The organism is Mycobacterium sp. NGS27 (assembly GCF_059813005.1).
This window is the reverse complement of the sequence record NZ_JCALDT010000006.1, coordinates 237,372-256,457: the sequence shown is the minus strand read 5'-3', so window position 1 is coordinate 256,457 and position 19,086 is coordinate 237,372. Positions and strand designations below refer to the sequence as shown.

The window sequence follows — 19,086 nt, the reverse complement described above, 5'->3', positions numbered from 1 at the left end:
CGTACGGGGTCGCAACGACTGGGGTAGCGTTCTTCGCGAGCCTTCGGTAATCCCACGGCGAAGCAAGGATCGCAGCATGAGTTCGTCTTTATATGGTCTGCTGACCGCACTAACCCTTGTCCTGGCGCTGTCGTTGGCGGCCGTCGCCGCCGTGTACGTAAATCGCCTGGAGCGCCGCACGGCTGCTCCCGTCGGTGAAGACATCGGGAGCGCCAAAGCGGTCCTGCACAAAGTGCGGAAAGGCGAACCGATGTCACGGCAGGAGTTGAACTACGCGAAGCAACTCGTTGCCGATCGTGGCTCCTTACTGACCCTTTGCATCCCGGGCGCCTTGTTCATGCTGGGCTGTTTTTATGTCTTCGGCAGTCTCTACCACTTGCATGGAGCGACTCCCTCCGAGCGGACCTTCCTCGGGGTGATCCCGATGTTGACCTCGACGAACCTCGCCATTCAAATCCGCCGCCACGCAGGGTTGAAGCGGCGGCTGAACAAAGTGTCCTGACCGAAGACAAGGCCAGGCATCCCGTGCGCTCACGGGCCGCCGGATGGGCCGGCGCGCCTTACCGGCCGGGTCCGGGTTGCGGTGTTTCTGGTCTTGCACAATGATGTGTCAATTGGGCACATGACCGTCTACTATTTGGCGGGCACCAGGGCGAGAGCGGGGGGGCACGAACACGATGTCCGTACCGGGTCGCGAGAGATGATCCGATGAGCCCTCGTTCAGTCGGGCGGACAGTGCTTTCGCGTATCTGGATGCCGTTGGTCGCGGTGGTCGCGGTGGGTGTGGGCCTGCTGTGCATGTACAAGGTGCATCAGTTCTCCGAACCGGAGCCGGTCATCACCGTCAACGGTCCGCAGGCACCCGAAGAGTTCAACCTCAAACGGATCACCTATGAGGTGTTCGGTTCCGCCGGGCGAGGCGGGAAGCTCGTCTACGTCGACATCGATGGCCATCCGCACGAGGTCGATATCACGTCTTTGCCCTGGTCCCACACGGAGACCACCACGCTTACGGTGGCATCCGGCAGCATTTCGGTGCACGTTCATGGCGGTCAAGTGGGTTGCCGGATGCTGGTCGACGGCGTTGTCCGCGACGAGCAATCCGGTGACCATCAGGACGCCGACGTCCAGTGCAGGGTGAAGTCGGCATGACCGAGCACCGCCTCGACGAGCCCCGGGTCAAACGTCCCTTCATCCCCAGGATGGTCCGCGCACTGGCGATACCGATCATCTTCTTCTGGGGGCTTCTCGCGGTCACCACGAATACCTTTATGCCCCAAGTGGAACGGGTCGCAGAAGAGCTCGCCGGGCCGATGGTCCCGCACTACGCACCCTCGCAGCGGGCGCTGCTGCACATCGGCGAGAAGTTCCACGAGTCCAACTCGACCAACCTGACCATGGTGGTGTTCGAGGCGAACCGCCAACTGGGCGACCAGGACCACCGGTACTACGACGATTTGATGCGCCGCCTCGAGCGCGACACCAAACACGTGCAATACGTGATGGATCTGTGGGGCAAGCCATTCACCGCGGCCGGGGCGCAAAGCGTCGATGGCAAGTGCACCTACGTGCTCTTGCGTCTCGCCGGCGACATCGGCCAGATTCAAGCCAACCAGTCCGTCGACGCCGTCCGCGACATCATCAAGAAAGACACGCCGCCGCCCGGGCTCAAGGTCTACGTCAGCGGTGCGGCTCCGCTGGCCTCCGACACACTCGCCATCGCCAATGCCAGCCTGAACAACGTCACGATCGTCACGATCATCCTCATCGTCGTGATGCTGCTGTTGGTGTACCGCACGCCCGCCACGCTGTTGGTGCCCCTGCTCGGAGTCCTCATCGAGATGCTCGTCGCGAAGGGCATCGTCTCGACCCTGGGGCACTACGGGTACATCGAACTCTCGTCGTTCGCGGTGAACATCGTCATCGCGTTGACCCTCGGTGCGGGAACGGATTACGGCATCTTCCTGATGGGCCGATACCACGAGGCCCGACAGGCCGGCGAAAGCCGGGAGGACAGCTTCTACATCGCATACAAGGGTGTCGCGCCCATCATCATCGGGTCCGGCCTCACCATCGCCGGCGCGTGTTACTGCTTGACGTTCGCGCGCCTCAACTACTTCCACACCATGGGGCCGGCCGTCGCGATCACCATGCTGTTCACCATCGCGGCGGCGATGACGCTGGGTCCGGCGGTCTTGACCGTCGGCAGCCTGTTCGGGATGTTCGACCCGAGAACCAGCGCCAAAGGGTATCTCTATCGGCGCATCGGGGCGAGCGTCGTGCGCTGGCCGGTGCCGATCCTGGTGGCCAGTTCCGCCGTCGTCATGCTCGGCGCGATCTTCGTGCCGAGCTACCGGCAGAACTACGACGACCGGCAATACCAGCCGGCCAGTGCCCCAGCGAATCTCGGCTTTCAGGCCGCCGATCGGCACTTCCCCAAGAGCAAGCTGTTTTCCGAGATGCTGATGATCGAGACCGACCACGACATGCGCAACTCGGCCGACTTCATCTCGCTCGATCGCGTCGCCAGGGCTTTGATCCGCCTGCATGGGGTGGCGATGGTGCAAGGCATGACGCGGCCGTTGGGCCGGGCGCTCGAGCACGCCAGCATTCCCTACCTGTTCACCACGCAAGGCAGCGGCAATGGTCAACAACTCCCGTTCAACAGGGAGCAGAATTCGAACACCGACGCGCAGGCGGAGATCCAGGCGCACTCTGTTGCCGTCTTGCGCAAGGAGATCGGCTTCTTCCAGAAGGTGTCCGACGAACTGCACCAGACGGTGCTCACCGTCGAGGACCTGGAAAGGGTCAGCAACGAAATCAACGAGGAGATCGCGAACGTCGACGATTTCTTCCGCCCGATCAAAAGCTATTTCTATTGGGAGAAGCACTGTTTCGACATTCCGATCTGCTGGTCGTTCAGATCGTTGTTCGACGGGCTCGACCAGATCGACCACCTGGCCGAGGACATCAAGTACGCCAGGATCTCCCTCGTGGAGGTCGATAAGGCCTTCCCGCAGATCATCGCCCAGCTGAAAGCCACCGCCGACGACACGGAAGCCCTTCAGTCGAAGTTGGTCAACAGCTACGGCTCGGCGGATCTACAGTCCATTCAAACCGAGCAGACCTACGACGATTCGATCAACGTCGGCAACGACTTCGACAAGTCCCGCAGCGACGACTTCTTCTATATCCCGCACGAAGCCTTCGACAACGAGGACCTCAAGGCGGGCATGAAGCTGATGATGTCGCCGGACGGCAAGGCCGCCCGCTTCATCGTCACGCACGAGGGCGACGCCATGGGCCCCGAAGGCGTCGAGCACGTCGAACAGTTCCCCGACGCGATCAAGACGATCCTGAAGGAGACGTCGCTGGCCGGCGCCCGGGTCTATATCGGCGGTTCGGGGTCCAACGACAAGGACATCAAGCAATACGCGATGTCGGATCTGCTGATCGCGGCGATCGCGGCCTTTGTGCTGATCTTCTTGATCATGCTGTTCATCACGCGAAGTCTGGTGGCGGCGTTGGTGATTCCGGGCACCGTGGCCTTCTCCTACGCCGGGGCGTTCGGCCTGTCCATCCTGTTCTGGCAGCACCTCATCGGTCTGCACCTGCACTGGCTCGTCCTACCGCTGACGTTCATCATCCTGGTGGCCGTCGGATCGGACTACAACCTGTTGTTGATCAATCGGGTCAAGGAGGAGCTGCACGGCGGGATCCACACCGGTCTCATCCGCGCGCTCGGCAGCACCGGCGGTGTGGTGACGTCGGCCGGTTTGGTGTTCGCCTTCACCATGCTGGCCATGCTCACCAGCGATCTGAGAACGATCGGGCAGGTGGGTTCGACGGTGTGCATCGGCTTGTTGCTCGACACCCTGATCGTGCGCTCGTTTGTCGTGCCGTCCATCCTGCGGATCCTGGGGCCGTGGTTCTGGTGGCCGACGCTGGTGCGCGCCCGTCCGCTGCCGCAGCCGTGACCGGCCGACGAATCGTTGACCGGGCCGAACGCATCTCGTTGATGTGCTGACATGTCGACGAAACGCGTGCGACGACCCGCGCCGTCTCGCCGCCGTCGCCGCCGTCGCCGCCGTCGCCGCCCAGATTCCCGCCGACAAGGGCTACCTGAAGATCTGATGAGAGAACCTCGGGCGCGCTGGCGGCGACGGGCATAATCGTGTCGTGAAGGGGTCCGGCACTGCGCTGCCGAAAAAGCGTGCCGGATCGCTGCTACCCAGTGAAATGGCGCAGGCGTCGGTGATGGGTGCGCTGTGTGCGGCGATCGCCATCATCGCGGTCATCCTTCCGCACGCGGGTTGGCTGGGTCTGCTGGGCACCGTGCCGATTGGGCTACTTGCCTATCGGTATCGGATCCGGGTCCCGATCACCGCGGCGATCGCCGCTGGTGTGATCTGCTTTTTGGTGGTCGGCTTCAGCGGCGTCTTGACGGTCGCGCTCTGCGCCTACGTCGGCGGACTGGCCGGGATGGTGACACGCCGCACCCGCGGCACGCCCACCGTGATCGCCGTGTCATTTGTCGCCGGAGTCGTCCTCGGCGGGGCCGGCGTCATCGCGTTGACCGTCCTGGCGCGGCTTCGGCAACTGGTGTTCGACACGATCGCGGCCACCGTAAACGGAGTCGCGGCGGTGATTGCCCGCGTGCCGCACCTGCAGGCTGGTGCGCAGGAGCTCAAACGGTTGCTCGCCGAAGCGCTGAATTATTGGCAGTGGCTGGTCCTCGGATACGCGGTGGTCGCGATCATCGGCGCCTCGGTCATCGGCTGGTGGACGCTGTCGCGGGTGCTGCAGCGGCTAGGCAGCATTCCCGATGTGCACAAACTGGACGCACCACTTCGCTGCGGGCCGATCGCGCCGGTCCCGGTGCGGCTGGACGAGGTTCGCTTCCGCTACTCGCATGCCGATCACGACGCGCTGCGTGCGGTGAGCTTTGACGTGCAGGCGGGCGAATACGTCGCGGTCACCGGAACGAACGGCTCCGGGAAAACTACGCTGGCACTGATCCTGGCCGGCCGCGAACCGACCTCGGGCACGGTCGAACGTCCGGGGGCGGTCGGACTTGGCGAACTCGGCGGCACCGCGGTCGTCATGCAGCACTCGGAAAGCCAAGTGCTGGGCACGCGGGTCGCCGACGATGTGGTCTGGGGACTGCCCCCCGGCAAGACCACTGACGTTGGCCGGTTACTGCATGAAGTCGGGCTTGACGGCATGGCCGAGCGCGACACCGGCGGGTTGTCCGGCGGTGAACTGCAGCGCCTCGCCGTGGCCGCGGCGCTGGCGCGGGAGCCGGCACTGCTCATCGCCGACGAGGTCACCGCGATGGTCGACCAGCACGGCCGGGATGCGCTGCTCGGCGTGCTGTCCGGGCTCAACGAGCGTTATCGAACGACCCTGGTGTACATCACCCATTACACCAACGAGGCCGATGCCGCCCACCGCACGATCAATCTCAGCGCTTCGCTGGATAACACCGCCATGGTCGAGACCGCGGCCGCGCCCACGCCGACGCTCGCCGCGGGCCACCAATCCAGCGCGCCCATGCTGGTACTCGCCGGTGTTGGTCACGAATACGCCAGTGACACCCCCTGGGCGAAGACCGCTTTGCGCGGTATCAGCTTCGCGGTGCATGAGGGCGACGGGCTCCTTATCCACGGCGGCAACGGCTCCGGTAAGTCGACGTTGGCGTGGATCATGGCCGGACTGACGGCGCCGACCAGCGGTACCTGTCTGCTCGACGGACGCCCGATTTCTGAGCAGGTCGGTGCGGTCGCGCTGAAATTCCAGGCGGCCCGGTTGCAATTGATGCGTCCCCGCGTCGCCCTGGAAGTAGCTTCGGCGGCGGGCTTTTCGCCCGACGATCACGATCGAGTGGTCGCGGCGCTTGCCGTCGTCGGGCTGGATGCCGCGGTGGCGAAGCGGCGCATCGATCAGCTCAGTGGCGGCCAGATGCGCCGCGTGGTCCTGGCCGGATTGCTGGCGCGGTCTCCGCGCATCTTGATCCTCGACGAGCCGCTGGCGGGGCTAGATGCCGCCAGCCAACGCGGTCTGCTGCGGCTGCTCGCGGATCGTCGTCGTGACACCGGTCTGACCGTGGTGGTCATTTCGCACGACTTCGCCGGACTGGAGGAGTTGTGCCCGCGCACCCTGCACCTGCGGGACGGTTCGCTAACGGCGGAGGCGACGGCCGCCCGGGACGAAACGGTGGCGACAGACGCTCCGGCCAAGCAGAGGCCCGCTCGTCGGCGCCCCGTTGTGCTGCTGCGGCCGGTGCCGGGCAGCTCACCCATCCACGAGCTGTGGGCTGGAACGAAATTGCTTGTCGTCTTTGGCATTTCGCTGCTATTGACATTCTTTCCCGGCTGGGTGGCGATCGGGCTCAGCGCCGCGTTGGCGGCCGCGGGAGTACGGCTCGCGCGTGTTCCCCGCGGCGCGCTGCCGTCGGTGCCGCGATTGCTGTGGATCCTGCTGGCCATCGCCGGTTTCGCTGCGGCGTTGGCCGGAGGCAAACCCGTGATCCAGGCGGGAACGGTCTCGCTGGGTCTCGGTGGCCTGTTGGATTTTTTGCGCGTCACCTCGCTGTCGCTCGTATTACTCGGCCTGGGCGCGCTGGTGTCGTGGACCACTAATGTCGCCGAAATTGCGCCCGCGGTAGCCACTTTGGGTCGCTTCCTGCGACCGTTGCGAATCCCCGTCGACGACTGGTCGGTTGCCTTGGCGCTGGCCCTGCGCACCTTCCCAATGCTGATCGACGAATTCCGGGTGCTGCACGCCGCTCGCCGACTGCGGCCGCATATCACACCTCGCACCCGTTGGGCCCGTCTGCGGCGCACGGCGGCGGAGGTTATCGACCTGGTCGTCGCGATCGTCACCGTCACGCTGCGCCGCGCCGACGAGATGGGTGATGCGATCACGGCCCGTGGCGGCACCGGCCAGATCTCCGCGGCCCCCTCGCGACCGAAACCGGCGGACTGGCTGGCGCTTTCGATCGCCTTGGCAGTGTGTGGGACCGCCGTGACGGCCGAGCTCGCGTTGTTCGCCGGCCGCTGACTCGAAACGGGCTCAGAACCGCGCCAATGCGGGCACGTCCGCCAACGCACAATCCGGGATGCCTTCGGCCGCTCGCAGCAAAAAGTTGAGCTTCGCGATGCGCTCGCCAGACCGCGGTGCGCCATTCTTCTGAAACGGCGCCCCCAGGCCCACCGCCAGGTCCATCACCACATCGTCGATGACGCCGCCCGAGCGGCCCGAAGGGATGGCCAAAACGCCATTGCGCCTAGCGTATTCGAAGCAATCCAGGGCCTCGGCGATCGTTCCGACCTGGTTGGGTTTCAGAACGAACCCACCGACTGCGGACATCTCGACGGCGCGCCGCAAGCGGGCGCGGTTGGTGACGATCAGGTCGTCTCCGAGGATGATCGAGCGGTGCACCGTCTGGACCGCTTTGGCGAATCCGGCCCAGTCATCCCCGTCCAGCAGGTCTTCGATGAACAGCATCGGGAAGTCCTGCGACAGCGCCCGGGCATAGTCGATCAACGCCTCCGCGGTCACCCGCTCGCCATTGAATGCGTATGTCGCAGAATCCCTGTCGTACACCTCGCTCGACGCGCAGTCCAGGGCGAACGCCATGATGTCGGCGCAGCCGGCGCGCTCGACGGCTTCGGCCAACACTTCCAGAACGACGTGCGGGTCGCTGGACGGCGCGACGTATCCGTACGACGACGCCAGCATCGGTGCGCGGCCCAGGCGCTCGGTGAGCACCTCGCCGAGCGTCTCGAACAAGCCCACGCCTTTCTCCACCGCGGATTCGATCGAGTCCGCGCGATAGGGCACGACGAGAAACTCGCTGAAGGTCTGGCGGACATCGCCGTACTGACCGCCATTGATCATGTTGAAGCTGGGTATCGGCACGGTGGCCGGCGGTTCGAGCCCGAGCAGCGCGCCGATATAGGTGTACGTGGGTGTGCCGGCCGCGGCGGCGGCCGCCCGCAGCAGTGCGATCGACGTGGAGTAGATCGCGTTGCCGCCGAGCCGGTGCTTGTCCGCCGTGCCGTCGAGGTCGATCATGACCCGGTCCAGGGAGCGGGGGTCGTCGAGTTTCGCGCCGATCAGGGCGGGGGCGATCTCGTCGGTCACCGCGGCGATGGCGCGGTGCACGCCCAGCCCGTTGTAGTGGGTGCGATCCCCGTCCCGCAGGACGAACGCCTCGTGTGAACCCACCGAACTGCCCGTCGGTGACGCGCCGCGACCGACAACGCCGGTGTCCGTGGTGATCTCGACCTCGAGCAGGGGCCGGGCTTTGCAGTCCAGCAGTTGGCGGGCGATGACGGATGCGATCTTCACCATCGACCTCCCGGACCCAGGATCTCAGCGTAAGACGGCAGCACTGAGAGGTCACTGAGAAGCGGCGTACTAGAATTTATACAGGACTCATTTGTGAAAACCTCGTGCGAGAGATCAAAGGAGATCTTCATGCGGCCGGTGGTGAACCTTGATCGGTGTGAAGGCAATGCCTACTGCGTGAACATCGCGCCGAATGTTTTTCGGCTCGACGATGACGACTACGCGGTGGTCACCGCGGACCCGGTGCCCGCCGACCAAGAGGCGCTGGTGGAGAAGGCCATCGCCGAGTGCCCGCGCGCCGCCTTGTCCCGCGAGGACTAGCGCCTGACGACGGCACCACTGACCGACCGCGGGATCATCCGTGCTCTTCTCGGATGCCGAACGTGTTGACGGCCAGAGCAAGCAACAGGTATCCGCCGATGGTGAACGTCAAATCCATGCACTGCTGCTGGGTAAACAACTCGCCCAGCAGATCCCAAGTCCCTTGGCTGATGGTGTTGTCCGCGGTGAGATCGTCGACGGCGCGGATCACCGCCTGGTCGGTGTGGTCGGCGCAGCTGCCGGACCGAATGCCCTCGATCTCGGGTTCGGTCAGGCCCGCGCGCAGAGCGATCGGGATGTGGTGCGACCACAGGTAGCCGCAATTGCTGCGGTGCACCACGCGCAGCAACGCGACTTCGCGCACCCGGGGCGACAGGGTCGAGCGGGTGAGCAGGTAGGCATTGAACGGCAGGTAGGCCGCTGTCAGGTCGGGGTGGCGGACCATGGTCGACAAAACATTGCCCGCGCCAACGGGATTCGCCCGCTCGGCCGGGATCAGCGACGCCAGCGCGGCGCGGGCTCGCTCGTCCCACTCGTCGGCGGGTAGCGGTGTCAGGCGCAGCGGATGCTCGTCGGCCGCGGCCATGCTATTGGATCGGTTCGTCGCCGAGCACGGTGGTGCGCAGCATTTCTCGACGGGACTCCGGGTCGTACGGGGCGGCGCGGTGCAGCACCCCGCGGTTGTCCCAGATGACGGTGTCGCCGATCGACCAGCTGTGGCTGTAGACCTTGTCCGGCACCGTGGCCCGCTCGAGGAGTTCGTCCAGCAGGGCGCGTCCCTCATCGAGATCCATATCGACGACGTAGTCCGCGGAGGCGCCCAGCACCAGCGACTTTCGGCCGCTGCGATGCGTCCACACCAACGGGTGTTCGTGGGTGCGACGGGATCGCCAGCGCTGCACCTGTTCCGGCGACGGGTCGGGGTAGACGCGACGCTGGGAAGCCTCCAGCGAGTGCACCACACGCAGGGCGCCGAACCGCTCCTTCTCCGCGTCGCTCAGGGCGTCGTAGGCTGCGTACGAGTTGGCGAATTCGGTTTCACCACCCCATTCGGCGACCTGTACCGCCGACAGCACGGTGGCCTTCTGCGGGCATTCGTCGCCCAACGGGGTGCAGCCGTCGATGTGCCAGTCGAAGGTGGCCTTCAGGTAGGCGGCCGAGGCGTTCTTGGACTTGTCCAGCGTGATCGGGTAGATGCCGGCCACCGGATGGTGGCCGTCGGAGGAGTGGTCGATTTCGCCGAGGCGGCGGCAGAAGCGGACCTGTGCCTCCGGGTCGAGTTGCAGGCCGCGAAAGACCAGAACCCCGTTGTCTTCCAACGCATCCAGCACCGCTTCACCTACCGAGTCGTCTCTTGCCAGGGCGGCCGGCTGCAGGCCGGCGACCTCGGCACCGACCGACTCGGTGAGTTTGGTGATGGTGAGCAGACCCATGGTCGGTCCTTTCGTCAGGGCACCGGTCCGCCAGTGCGGATCATGACGGCGTCGGCGGCATCGACCGGGGCGGGTTGATGCATGATCTCCACCGCCATGGCGACCATGATCAGCGAATAGATCATGTGCAGCAGGTTCAGCGCGTCGTCGGGCACATTGTCGAGGGGAAACTTGTCGCAGTAGTCGATCGCCTCTTCCAGGCGCGGGAAGAACGCGTCGTAGAATTCCCGCAGCTGGGGCATCGACGCGTTGACCCGGGCGTTCCAGCGCTCGGTTTCGGTTGCCAAACACCATGTTTGGGCGTATTCCTCCAGCTCGGCGAATGCGCTGGGCAACATGGTCTGCATGGTCACACTCCCACCGAATCCTGTTCGCGGCGATAGGCTTCGACCCAGTCGACGGCGACCTTGTGCAGATGGCGCACCAGGATCTCCTGGTCGTTGAGGGGAAACTCGTCGACGATGCCGTATTCCAGTGCCGCCTGCGTCCCGCCGAGCATCCCGGCGTCTTGCAACGCGAACTCCTTCAACACCACCGAGGCGACTTCGTGCTCGATACGCTCCCGCACGGTGCGCGCCGGATGGAAGTAGGTGTAGGCCTCGAACCGGTGCGTGTTGTGTGAGGTGGGCCAGTACCGGTACAGCAGATACCAGCCGCCATAGATCAGGATCTCGATGTTCGGGAAGATCTGGAAATTGCTGATGCCCCACGGCTCGATCCGCCCGGGATTGAGCCCAGGTGGCAGTTCGCCGATGTCGGGCGTGCGCCACGGTCCCACCAGCCCGCTGCGGGTGGCCCGCTCGATCGGGTACATGTATTCGGGCGGCAGTAGCCAGCGGCGCCGCCCGGCCGTGGAGACCAACCGGTGCGGGCCGTCGAGTTGGAAATGGCCGCAAGTGAATCCGGCGTTGGGATCACGCACCTCGGCGGGCACCTGCTGGGAGTGCAGCGAGGGCACGTGGTAATACTCCTGGAAGGCGTCGGCGAAGATCTTCCAGTTGCTGTTGTTGTGGGCCACCCACTCGTAGCGTTCGGTCAGCTTGCCGAAGGGATAGTCGTCGAGGCCGGTGATCATCGGACCGAGGAACTCACGCAGGCCCTGGCGTGGTTCGGGGTCGAAGTTGATGAAGACAAAGCCGTTCCACACGTCACAGTGCACCGGCCGCAACCCGTACTGCGCGGGATCGAGGTCGAAGAACTCCGATTCCTGCTGGACGAATTTCAACGCGCCCTGCAGGTCGTAGCGCCAGCCGTGGTATTTGCAGGTGAACTGCCGGCATGTCCCGCGGGTCTCCTCGCCAGGAAAGTCGTTCCACACCAGTTTGTTTCCGCGGTGGCGGCACACGTTGTAGAAGGCGCGGATGCGCTCGTCCTTGCCTTTGACCAGGATCACCGAGACGCCGGCGACCTCGATCTCCTTGGTGAGGTAGCTGCCGACACGCGGCAGCTCCTCCACCCGTGCGACGTTGAGCCACGCGCGTTTGAAGATCGCTTCGCGCTCGAGTTCGTAGAACTCCCGGGACGTCGAGTCCTTGAAAGACACCGGGCCGGTTCCCAATTCGGGATAGTGCTCGGTCCAGGAGCCCTCCGGGGGCCTGCCTGCTCTGGTCATCGGATCCTCGCTATCACATCACCGCTCCACCGTTGACGCCTAGAACCTGGCCGGTGATGTACCGGGCTTCTTCCGAACATAAAAACCCCACGGCCGCGGCAATGTCGGCCCCGGTGCCGAGGTAGCCCAACGGGATATTGCTGGCGATCTGCTCATTGGACGGCAGGTACCCGGCGGCCTGGCCCCGGTGCTGCATCGGGGTCTCGATGCCCGAGGGCGGAATGTTGTTCACCGTGATCCCGTGCGGCGCATACTCTCGGGCCAGTGACTTGGTCAACGTGATCACCGCGCCCTTGGACGCCGCGTAATGGGCGGCGAACGGGGAGCCGCGCTGGGCGCTCGAGGACGAGATCATCACGATCCTCCCCCAATTCGCCTCCATCATGTCCGGCAGCGCGAGCTGGCAGCAATGAAAGGTGCCGGTGAGGTTGACGTCGATGATTCGAGACCAGTTCTCGGCGGTGATCTCCAGGAAGGGTGAAAAGTCAAACATGCCCGCGCTGGTCACCAAAACCGTCACCGCGCCCAGCTCGCTGCGCACCTTCGCGAAGGCCTGCTCTACCGTGGACCGATCTGTGACGTCGGCGCCGGCCCCGAGTGCGGTCACGCCAGCGGCCCGCAGGTCGTCGGTGACGCGTTGCGCGGCATCCTCGTTGACGTCGAGGACCGCGACTTTCATTCCGCGCCGGCCCAATTCATGACAGGTTGCCTCGCCCATACCCGATGCGCCGCCGGTCACCACCGCTACCCTCGTCATCGACCCCGCTCCACCATCGACCGCCTTCTCGCTCACTCGTAGACCACCCGCACCGTGGGACTGGTGGGCAGGGCCTGACACGTCAACACCCAGCCCTCCTCGACTTCATCCGGTTCGAGCGCGTCGTTGTTGATCATCCGGGCGCTGCCGTGCGTCAGGCGGGCCATACATGTTCCGCACGAGCCGATCTCACACGAGGACGGCGCCCGCAGTCCGGCCATCCGGGCCGTCTGCAGCAGCGTGTTGCCCGCATGGTACGGCGCGGTCGTCGTCGAGCCGTCCAGCACGATGGTGACCTCGTCGGTCACCACCTCGGTGTCCGGCGGCGCGGCCGCGGCTACGTCGTCGACGTCGAAATGCTCGATGTGCAGGCGATCGGCCGGCACGCCCGCAGCCGATAAGGCGTCTCGCACGATATCCATGAATTCGTTTGGCCCGCAGATGTACACGTCGGCGTCTCCGGCGTCCGCGACGAACGCCTCGATGTCCGCCTGGGTGACGAAACCCCTGTTGTCGTCGAGATGGTGGTGCAGCACGAAGCGATCGGCGTGCCGCGCGTTGAGCGACGCCAACGCCTCGTCGAAGATCACCGATTCACGGTTCCGGTTGGCATAGAAAAGTCGCGTGGCCCGCTCGCCGGACGTCAGCGCCGTCCGCAGGAGCGAAAACACCGGCGTGATGCCGCTTCCGCCGGCAAAGGCGATCAGCTCTCGATCGCTCTCGCGCAACACGAAGCGGCCCTGCGGTGGCAGCGCGGGCAGCTGGTCGCCGGGCGCGGCGGTGTCGTTGAGCCAGTTCGACACGACGCCGTCGCGGTCGCGTTTGACGGTGATCTGCAGATCCTCGCCCAGAGCGGGTGACGACGACATCGAGTAACACCGTCGGTGCTCGCGGCCGTCTACGGTGACCAGCAGCGTCAGAAACTGTCCGGCTTGGTAGCCGAACCGCTTCGCGCTGCTCTGCGGAACGTCGAGAACGATCGACACGGCGTCGCGCGTCTCGGAAACCACGCGCTTGATCCGCAGTGGCACAAAGCCGTCCGGCAGCGCGGCGACGTCGACGCCGCCCGGTCCGGCCTCGTTCACCGCGGCCGGACCGACGTTCGCGGCCGCCCGAATTTCACCCATCCCGGCCACAGTATCAACTACTTGCGATTAGTCTCAAGTACTAGAGATTGGCGGCGTCCGTCGATGGCCGCGCTCGCGCCGTCCGGGGCGGGGTCAGCCGTCGACGTGGTCGTTGAACAGTTCATGACCGGTGCCCTTTTCGACGACGCGGCCCAGCAACTCGCGGAGGGTCCGCTGCTCTTGCTCGGTCAACACCCCGAACACCTCCTGGTGTGCGGCGATCGCGTCATTCACCACCGTTTCGGCGACCTTGCGCCCCTCCCCGGTCAAATAGGCCCGCAGGATGCGTGCGTGCTGGGGGTCTTGCTTTCGTTCCACCAGACCGCGACGTTCCAGGGCGGTGAGTGCGAGCTGGACGCCTTGCGGGCTGATCAGCAGACGCCGCGCCAATTCGGCGCCGGATAGGCCTGGCTCGTTGGCCAATTGGCGCAGCACGCCGATCTGGGCGGTGCTCACACCGTGTTCGCGCATCGCCTCGTTGATGGTGGTCAGCGAATAGTAGAAGGCCTGCTTGAGCAGCCACAGGATGTTGTCGGTAAGTTCCATTTCCCGCCTCCGTTACGCCGCGGGGCTTTTGTAGATCTGCCCGTTTTTCATCACGAAGTGGACGTCGAGCGTGGCGGCGATGTCGTCGAAAGGGTCTCCGGGAACGGCGATGATGTCGGCCAGGTAGCCCGGCGCCAGCCTGCCCAACTCGTCATCCGCCTCGATCAGCTCGGCAGCCACCACGGTGGCCGCTCGGATCGCTTGCGCGGGAGTCATGCCACGTTCGACCAGCGCGCCGAGCTCCTTGGCGTTTTGGCCATGCGGGATGGCGGGTGCATCGGTGCCGCATGCGATTCGCACGCCCGCATCGATTGCCTTGGGCAACATCGACTTTGCGCGGGGGAACACCTCGAGCGCCTTCTTGCGCAGCTCCGGCGCGATGCGGTCGATGGCCATCGCGTCGGTCAGATACGTGGTCGACACCAGGAACGTGCCGTGGTCGGCCATCATTTGGATGGTCTCGTCGGTCGCCAGGAAGCCGTGTTCGATGCAGTCGATCCCGGCGCGAATGCACGCTTGGATGGCGCTGTCCCCGACGGCGTGCGCGGCCACCCGGACTCCAGCCCGATGGGCCTCGTCGGCGATCGCCGTGAACTCGGCGTCGGAGTACTGCTGGGCCCCCGGTGCGGTGCTGTGTGACATCACCCCACCCGAAGCCGAGACCTTGATCAGCTTGGCGCCGTGCCGGATCTGGTAACGCACGCAGGCGATCACGTCGGGCACACCGTTGGCGATGCCTTCGGCCACCGACAGCGGCATGATCCCGGGAGCCAGCCGCTGGAACACCGTCGGGTCCAAATGCCCGCCGTACGGGGTGACCGCATGGCCGGCGGGATAGATGCGCGGCCCGACGTGCCAGCCCTGGTCGATGGCGCGCTGCAGCGCCACGTCGAGCAGATAGCCCCCGGTCTTGACCATCAGCCCCAGATTGCGCACCGTGGTGAAACCTGCCTCCAGGGTGGTGCGTGCGTTGACCGCGCCACGCAGCGTGCGATACGCGGGGTCGTCCTGCACGCCATGCATGGGCGCCGGCAGCCCCTCCGGACCGCCGGGGCCGCCGATGAGCAGGTTGAGCTCCATGTCCATCAGTCCCGGGAGCAGGGTCACGTCGCCGAGGTCTATGACGGTCGCCGAATCCGGAAGCGGCTCTTGCGGATTGATCGCGGTGATGCGCTCACCGTCGATCACCACTTGCGCCGGCGTGTGAATCTGGCCGGTCACCACGTCACCCCACCGCGCCGCGCGCAGCACCGTGGTCACGGAACGGGCTCCGACACGCAGTCCAGCGTCGACGCACCCGAATCGGGGACGCGGGGCTGCTTCCAGCATTCCACCGGGAACGACACCATGATCATGGAATACAGCAGGTGCATCAGATTCTGGACATCGTCGGGCAGGTCGTCGAGAGAAAACTTGTCGCAGAACGTCAGGGCCTCTTCGGCCCGGGCGGTGATCGCGTCGTAAAAGGCCTTCATCTGCGTCATGGAGCTGGCCAGCCTCTTGGCGTAGCGTTCGGGTTCGCTGGGCAGGCACCAGTCGGAGAACGGTTCGAGGTCGGCGAATTCGGGGGGCAGCATCGGCATCGCGTTCACACTCCTGCCGTAGAGGTCCGGCGATAGTCGTCGATCCAGGCCGCGGTCTCCTTGTGCAGATGACGGATCAGGACCTCCTGGTCGCACAGCAAGAACTCGTCGATCACTTGGGATTCGAGCATCGTCTGCGTCGCCTCCAGGGTGTTGGCGTCCTGCAACCCGTATTCCTTGAACGACACCGCCGCCAGTTCCTGGGCCACCCGCTCGCGCGGGGTGCGCGGCGCGGGGAAGTACAGCGTGCCCTCGAACAGGTGGCTGTTGTAGGACGTCGGCCAGTAGTGGTAGGTCAAATACCAACCCTGGCCCCAGAACAGGATGACGAAGTTGGGGAACAGCTGGAACGAATCCAGGCCCCACGGATCGCATTTCGCGGGGTTGAGCCCGGCGGGCATCGGCCCCAGATCCGGCTTGTCCCAGGGGCCGAAGAGCCCGCTCTGGCAGATGTCCTCCATCGGCTTGCGCATCTCGTCGGCCATCTCCCAAGCCCGCACGCCGGAAGTGCTGACCAGGCGGTGCGGCCCGTCCAGCCGGTAGTGCGGGGCTTCAAATCCCGCCTCGGCGGCCGCCTTTGAGTACGCGGTCGGCGACTGGTTCGCATGCAACACGGGCGCGTGATAGAACTCCTGGAACGCGTCCATGTACAGCTTCCAGTTCGCCTTGACTTCCGAGCGGTAGTACCACCGCGACGTCATCTTGTCGAAGGGGTACCCCTCCAACCCGGTGATCATGGGCCCCAAGAACTCTCGCAACGATTGCTCGGGCTTCTTGGCGAAGTTGATGAAGATGAAGCCTTCCCACACGTCGCAGTGCACCCGTACCAGGCCGTAGCGACTCTTGTCGAGGTCGAAGAACTCCTCCTCCTGCTGCACGAAGGTGAGGTTGCCGTCCAGGTCGTAGCGCCAGGCGTGGTATTTGCAGGTGAACTGCCGGCACACGCCGCGCGTTTCTTCCTGCGGCATGTCGTTCCACACCAGCTTGTTGCCGCGGTGGCGGCACACGTTGTGGTAGGCCTTGATGCCACCAGATGTGGTGCGCACCAGAATGATCGACGTGTTGACGACCTTCAGCTCGCGGGTCAAATAGCTGCCCTTGCGCGGAAGCTGTTCGACGCGACCGACATTGAGCCAGGCGCGCTTGAAGATGGCTTCGCGTTCCAGCTCATAGATCTCCGGGCTGATGGAGTCCTGGTAAGACACCGGATCGGTGCCCAACTCGGGGTAATGCTCGGTCCAGCTGCCCTCCGGCGGTTTGGCAAATCGAGCCATGATCGCTCCTTAAGCAGTCCACTCTCACCGGACCTTCGCCGCGCAGCCTCTCGCCACAGTCGCTGTCTGCGCGAAACGACCACCTGCGCACCGGTTTCACCGATCCCCTGAGAGCTCCGTCACGGCCGACGGTATATCCTCGACCCCATCAATAGCAAGTAGTTGATATTGGCATCGGGAGGCACGGATGGACCACAACCTCGGAGTGCGAACCGCCGCTGGCGATCGGGCGCGGCAGCGGGCCGGCGTCGTGCGGGTCATCTCACCACATACCGAGGAACCCATCGCCGAGGTCGACGCGGCCGGGCCCGACGACGTCGACGCGGCGGTCGCCGCCGCGCACGCGGCGTCGCCGCGCTGGGCCCGCAGCGAGCCGTCGGAACGGATCGCGGCCATCCGGCGCCTGGCCGACATCTACGACCGGCGCCGCCCCGAGATGGCCAGCACCATCAGCGCCGAGATCGGGGCACCGATCAGCTTCGCCCAGCGCGCCCAGGTCGGCCTGCCCGCGTTCATGATCCGCGCGTTCTGCGACTTGGCCGAGAGACATCCGTGGCAGGAGAGCAGGCCCGGGTTCTTCGGCACCGACGTGCTGGTCCGCAAAGAACCCGTCGGCGTCGTCGCGGCGGTCGTGCCCTGGAACATGCCCCAGTTCCTCATCGTCACCAAGCTGGTGCCCGCACTGTTGGCCGGCTGCACCGTCGTGCTCAAGCCCGCACCCGAAAGCCCCTTGGACGCGCTGCTTTTAGGCGAGATGCTCGACGAGGCCGGTCTGGCACCCGGCGTGGTCAGCGTGCTACCCGGCGATGCGGCGCTCGGCGCATACCTCGTTGCCCACCGCGGAGTGGCCAAGGTGTCCTTCACCGGCTCCACCACGGCGGGCCGCGCAGTCGCCGCGGCCTGCGCCACCAACCTCACCAAGGTCAGCCTCGAGCTCGGCGGCAAGTCCGCGGCGCTGGTTCTCGACGACGCGGCGCCGGACAAGGTCGCCGCCGGGGTGCGATCGGCCAGCCTGTCCAACAGCGGGCAGATCTGCAACGCCCTGACGCGCGTCCTGGTCCCCCGAGCGCGTCATGACGAATACGTCGACGCGCTCGCCGCCGAGATGAGCGGCCTTCGCGTCGGCGACCCCAGCGACCGCGAGACCCAGCTCGGTCCGTTGGTCTCGCGTCGCCAGCAACAGCGCGTGCGCGATTACATCACCATCGGCCAGCAGGAGGGGGCGCGGTTGATCATCGGCGGCGCCGACATGCCCGACGGACTCGACCGCGGCTGGTACGTCCAACCCACCCTGTTCGCGTCCGCCGACAACGGCATGCGGATCGCCCGCGAGGAGATCTTCGGCCCCGTCATCACGGTCATCCCCTACCGCGACGAGGACCAGGCAGTCCAGATCGCCAACGATTCCGACTACGGGTTGGCCGGCTCGGTCTGGAGCAATGACACCGACCGGGCGATGGCACTGGCCGCGCAGATACAGACGGGCACCGTCGGCATCAACCAGGGCTACACGATGGATCCGTTCGCGCCGTTCGGCGGCGTCAAAGCCAGCGGATACGGCCGGGAACTCGGGCCCGAAGGGCTCGACGGCTACCTCGACACGAAATCGATCGCGGTCGCGCCTGGCGGCTAGGTATCTACCCGGTTTCGCTCGCGACGTACACGGCCACGTACCCGATGGGGATGCCGGTCCATGTTGCGATGCATTCGCGTGCCGCCGCCTCCACGGCGGTCCGGCTGCTGGCGCGGGTGGCCCTGCCGATCTCGGGAATCCGGATCATCCATCCGTCCGCGTCGCGGGCGATGTCGATATCGAAGCACTGACCGACCATCGGACACTTCACGCGGTGAGCGGCCCGCTGTCGGCGGGTGCTGCGCAGCGATTGGCGGCGCAGCAGAGTGGGCTGAACAGACATGACTGCTTTCGGTGAGTCGCGGACGAACCGCGGGCAAGATTAATCCGCATCAAGGCGAAAACCTAATCGGCGATCTCGGCCGGATAACGGCAAACCGTCGGTCAGTGCGGAACGCCCTTCGCTACGCCGCGGCGGCATCCGACCGACTCGTCGCGCCCGACC

At 65.4% G+C, this 19,086-nt stretch carries 18 protein-coding genes; 6 read left to right on the top strand and 12 right to left on the bottom strand.

Features of this window, described 5'->3' with window-relative positions; genetic code table 11:
* The first annotated feature begins 76 nt into the window (after window positions 1-76).
* The 4 genes from AC5Y30_RS18250 to AC5Y30_RS18235 all read left to right on the top strand — a co-directional run bounded on the left by AC5Y30_RS18250 (window position 77) and on the right by AC5Y30_RS18235 (window position 7,062).
* Window positions 77-502, top strand: a complete 426-nt coding sequence (locus AC5Y30_RS18250; RefSeq protein WP_499920066.1) for a hypothetical protein — start codon at window positions 77-79, stop codon at window positions 500-502.
* 206 nt (window positions 503-708) lie between these two features.
* A complete protein-coding gene (locus tag AC5Y30_RS18245) occupies window positions 709-1,152 on the top strand; it encodes an MmpS family transport accessory protein (protein ID WP_499920065.1) in 444 nt (147 codons plus the stop codon).
* Window positions 1,149-3,977 carry an MMPL/RND family transporter gene (locus tag AC5Y30_RS18240; protein WP_499920064.1) on the top strand — a complete coding sequence of 943 codons (2,829 nt, stop codon included), beginning with the start codon at window positions 1,149-1,151 and terminating at the stop codon, window positions 3,975-3,977. The genes AC5Y30_RS18245 and AC5Y30_RS18240 overlap by 4 nt, the downstream gene beginning before the upstream one ends.
* Window positions 3,978-4,239: 262 nt before the next feature.
* Window positions 4,240-7,062 (top strand): DUF2232 domain-containing protein, encoded by a 2,823-nt coding sequence (locus tag AC5Y30_RS18235; RefSeq protein WP_499920223.1) that lies wholly within the window; start codon window positions 4,240-4,242, stop codon window positions 7,060-7,062.
* Window positions 7,063-7,074: 12 nt separating this feature from the next.
* On the opposite strand, the gene eno is transcribed toward AC5Y30_RS18235, so the two are convergent.
* Window positions 7,075-8,358 (bottom strand): phosphopyruvate hydratase, encoded by a 1,284-nt coding sequence (gene eno / locus AC5Y30_RS18230; protein WP_499920063.1) that lies wholly within the window; start codon window positions 8,356-8,358, stop codon window positions 7,075-7,077.
* Window positions 8,359-8,484: 126 nt separating this feature from the next.
* Between eno and AC5Y30_RS18225 the strand changes: the two genes are divergently transcribed.
* On the top strand, window positions 8,485-8,676 hold the full coding sequence (locus tag AC5Y30_RS18225) for a ferredoxin (RefSeq protein WP_499920062.1): 192 nt from the start codon (window positions 8,485-8,487) through the stop codon (window positions 8,674-8,676).
* Between the two features lie 34 nt (window positions 8,677-8,710).
* Here AC5Y30_RS18225 and AC5Y30_RS18220 read toward each other — a convergent pair whose 3' ends face one another.
* The 10 genes from AC5Y30_RS18220 to AC5Y30_RS18175 all read right to left on the bottom strand — a co-directional run bounded on the left by AC5Y30_RS18220 (window position 8,711) and on the right by AC5Y30_RS18175 (window position 17,008).
* Complete coding sequence (locus AC5Y30_RS18220) at window positions 8,711-9,262, bottom strand: carboxymuconolactone decarboxylase family protein (protein ID WP_499920061.1); 552 nt, start codon at window positions 9,260-9,262, stop codon at window positions 8,711-8,713.
* 1 nt (window position 9,263) lies between these two features.
* On the bottom strand, window positions 9,264-10,109 hold the full coding sequence (locus AC5Y30_RS18215) for a TauD/TfdA dioxygenase family protein (protein WP_499920060.1): 846 nt from the start codon (window positions 10,107-10,109) through the stop codon (window positions 9,264-9,266).
* 14 nt (window positions 10,110-10,123) lie between these two features.
* Window positions 10,124-10,462: a hypothetical protein gene (locus tag AC5Y30_RS18210; RefSeq protein ID WP_499920059.1), complete on the bottom strand. Its 339-nt coding sequence runs from the start codon at window positions 10,460-10,462 to the stop codon at window positions 10,124-10,126.
* Complete coding sequence (locus AC5Y30_RS18205; protein ID WP_499920058.1) at window positions 10,459-11,721, bottom strand: aromatic ring-hydroxylating oxygenase subunit alpha; 1,263 nt, start codon at window positions 11,719-11,721, stop codon at window positions 10,459-10,461. Before AC5Y30_RS18205 ends, AC5Y30_RS18210 begins: the two co-directional genes overlap by 4 nt.
* Window positions 11,722-11,734: 13 nt before the next feature.
* Window positions 11,735-12,478, bottom strand: coding sequence for an SDR family NAD(P)-dependent oxidoreductase (locus AC5Y30_RS18200; protein WP_499920057.1), 744 nt, complete (start codon window positions 12,476-12,478; stop codon window positions 11,735-11,737).
* A 32-nt stretch (window positions 12,479-12,510) separates the two neighbouring features.
* Window positions 12,511-13,605: a 2Fe-2S iron-sulfur cluster-binding protein gene (locus tag AC5Y30_RS18195; RefSeq protein ID WP_499920056.1), complete on the bottom strand. Its 1,095-nt coding sequence runs from the start codon at window positions 13,603-13,605 to the stop codon at window positions 12,511-12,513.
* A gap of 93 nt (window positions 13,606-13,698) precedes the next feature.
* On the bottom strand, window positions 13,699-14,151 hold the full coding sequence (locus AC5Y30_RS18190; protein WP_499920055.1) for a MarR family winged helix-turn-helix transcriptional regulator: 453 nt from the start codon (window positions 14,149-14,151) through the stop codon (window positions 13,699-13,701).
* A gap of 12 nt (window positions 14,152-14,163) precedes the next feature.
* Window positions 14,164-15,411: a metal-dependent hydrolase family protein gene (locus AC5Y30_RS18185; protein WP_499920054.1), complete on the bottom strand. Its 1,248-nt coding sequence runs from the start codon at window positions 15,409-15,411 to the stop codon at window positions 14,164-14,166.
* Window positions 15,408-15,743 carry a hypothetical protein gene (locus tag AC5Y30_RS18180; protein WP_499920053.1) on the bottom strand — a complete coding sequence of 112 codons (336 nt, stop codon included), beginning with the start codon at window positions 15,741-15,743 and terminating at the stop codon, window positions 15,408-15,410. The genes AC5Y30_RS18185 and AC5Y30_RS18180 overlap by 4 nt, the downstream gene beginning before the upstream one ends.
* Window positions 15,740-17,008: an aromatic ring-hydroxylating oxygenase subunit alpha gene (locus AC5Y30_RS18175; protein WP_499920052.1), complete on the bottom strand. Its 1,269-nt coding sequence runs from the start codon at window positions 17,006-17,008 to the stop codon at window positions 15,740-15,742. The genes AC5Y30_RS18180 and AC5Y30_RS18175 overlap by 4 nt, the downstream gene beginning before the upstream one ends.
* 187 nt (window positions 17,009-17,195) lie before the next feature.
* Between AC5Y30_RS18175 and AC5Y30_RS18170 the strand changes: the two genes are divergently transcribed.
* Window positions 17,196-18,641 (top strand): aldehyde dehydrogenase, encoded by a 1,446-nt coding sequence (locus AC5Y30_RS18170; protein ID WP_499920051.1) that lies wholly within the window; start codon window positions 17,196-17,198, stop codon window positions 18,639-18,641.
* A gap of 4 nt (window positions 18,642-18,645) precedes the next feature.
* Here AC5Y30_RS18170 and AC5Y30_RS18165 read toward each other — a convergent pair whose 3' ends face one another.
* A complete protein-coding gene (locus AC5Y30_RS18165; protein WP_499920222.1) occupies window positions 18,646-18,840 on the bottom strand; it encodes a long chain fatty acid-CoA synthetase Faa4p in 195 nt (64 codons plus the stop codon).
* Window positions 18,841-19,086: the final 246 nt, after the last annotated feature.

Coding starts and splice junctions, on each gene's coding strand:
- AC5Y30_RS18250 (WP_499920066.1), top strand. CDS start 77: ATGAGTTCGTCTTTATATGGTCTGCTGACCGCACTAACCCTTGTCCTG.
- AC5Y30_RS18245 (WP_499920065.1), top strand. CDS start 709: ATGAGCCCTCGTTCAGTCGGGCGGACAGTGCTTTCGCGTATCTGGATG.
- AC5Y30_RS18240 (WP_499920064.1), top strand. CDS start 1,149: ATGACCGAGCACCGCCTCGACGAGCCCCGGGTCAAACGTCCCTTCATC.
- AC5Y30_RS18235 (WP_499920223.1), top strand. CDS start 4,240: ATGGCGCAGGCGTCGGTGATGGGTGCGCTGTGTGCGGCGATCGCCATC.
- eno (WP_499920063.1), bottom strand. CDS start 8,358: ATGGTGAAGATCGCATCCGTCATCGCCCGCCAACTGCTGGACTGCAAA.
- AC5Y30_RS18225 (WP_499920062.1), top strand. CDS start 8,485: ATGCGGCCGGTGGTGAACCTTGATCGGTGTGAAGGCAATGCCTACTGC.
- AC5Y30_RS18220 (WP_499920061.1), bottom strand. CDS start 9,262: ATGGCCGCGGCCGACGAGCATCCGCTGCGCCTGACACCGCTACCCGCC.
- AC5Y30_RS18215 (WP_499920060.1), bottom strand. CDS start 10,109: ATGGGTCTGCTCACCATCACCAAACTCACCGAGTCGGTCGGTGCCGAG.
- AC5Y30_RS18205 (WP_499920058.1), bottom strand. CDS start 11,721: ATGACCAGAGCAGGCAGGCCCCCGGAGGGCTCCTGGACCGAGCACTAT.
- AC5Y30_RS18200 (WP_499920057.1), bottom strand. CDS start 12,478: ATGACGAGGGTAGCGGTGGTGACCGGCGGCGCATCGGGTATGGGCGAG.
- AC5Y30_RS18195 (WP_499920056.1), bottom strand. CDS start 13,605: ATGGGTGAAATTCGGGCGGCCGCGAACGTCGGTCCGGCCGCGGTGAAC.
- AC5Y30_RS18190 (WP_499920055.1), bottom strand. CDS start 14,151: ATGGAACTTACCGACAACATCCTGTGGCTGCTCAAGCAGGCCTTCTAC.
- AC5Y30_RS18175 (WP_499920052.1), bottom strand. CDS start 17,008: ATGGCTCGATTTGCCAAACCGCCGGAGGGCAGCTGGACCGAGCATTAC.
- AC5Y30_RS18170 (WP_499920051.1), top strand. CDS start 17,196: ATGGACCACAACCTCGGAGTGCGAACCGCCGCTGGCGATCGGGCGCGG.
- AC5Y30_RS18165 (WP_499920222.1), bottom strand. CDS start 18,840: ATGGTCGGTCAGTGCTTCGATATCGACATCGCCCGCGACGCGGACGGA.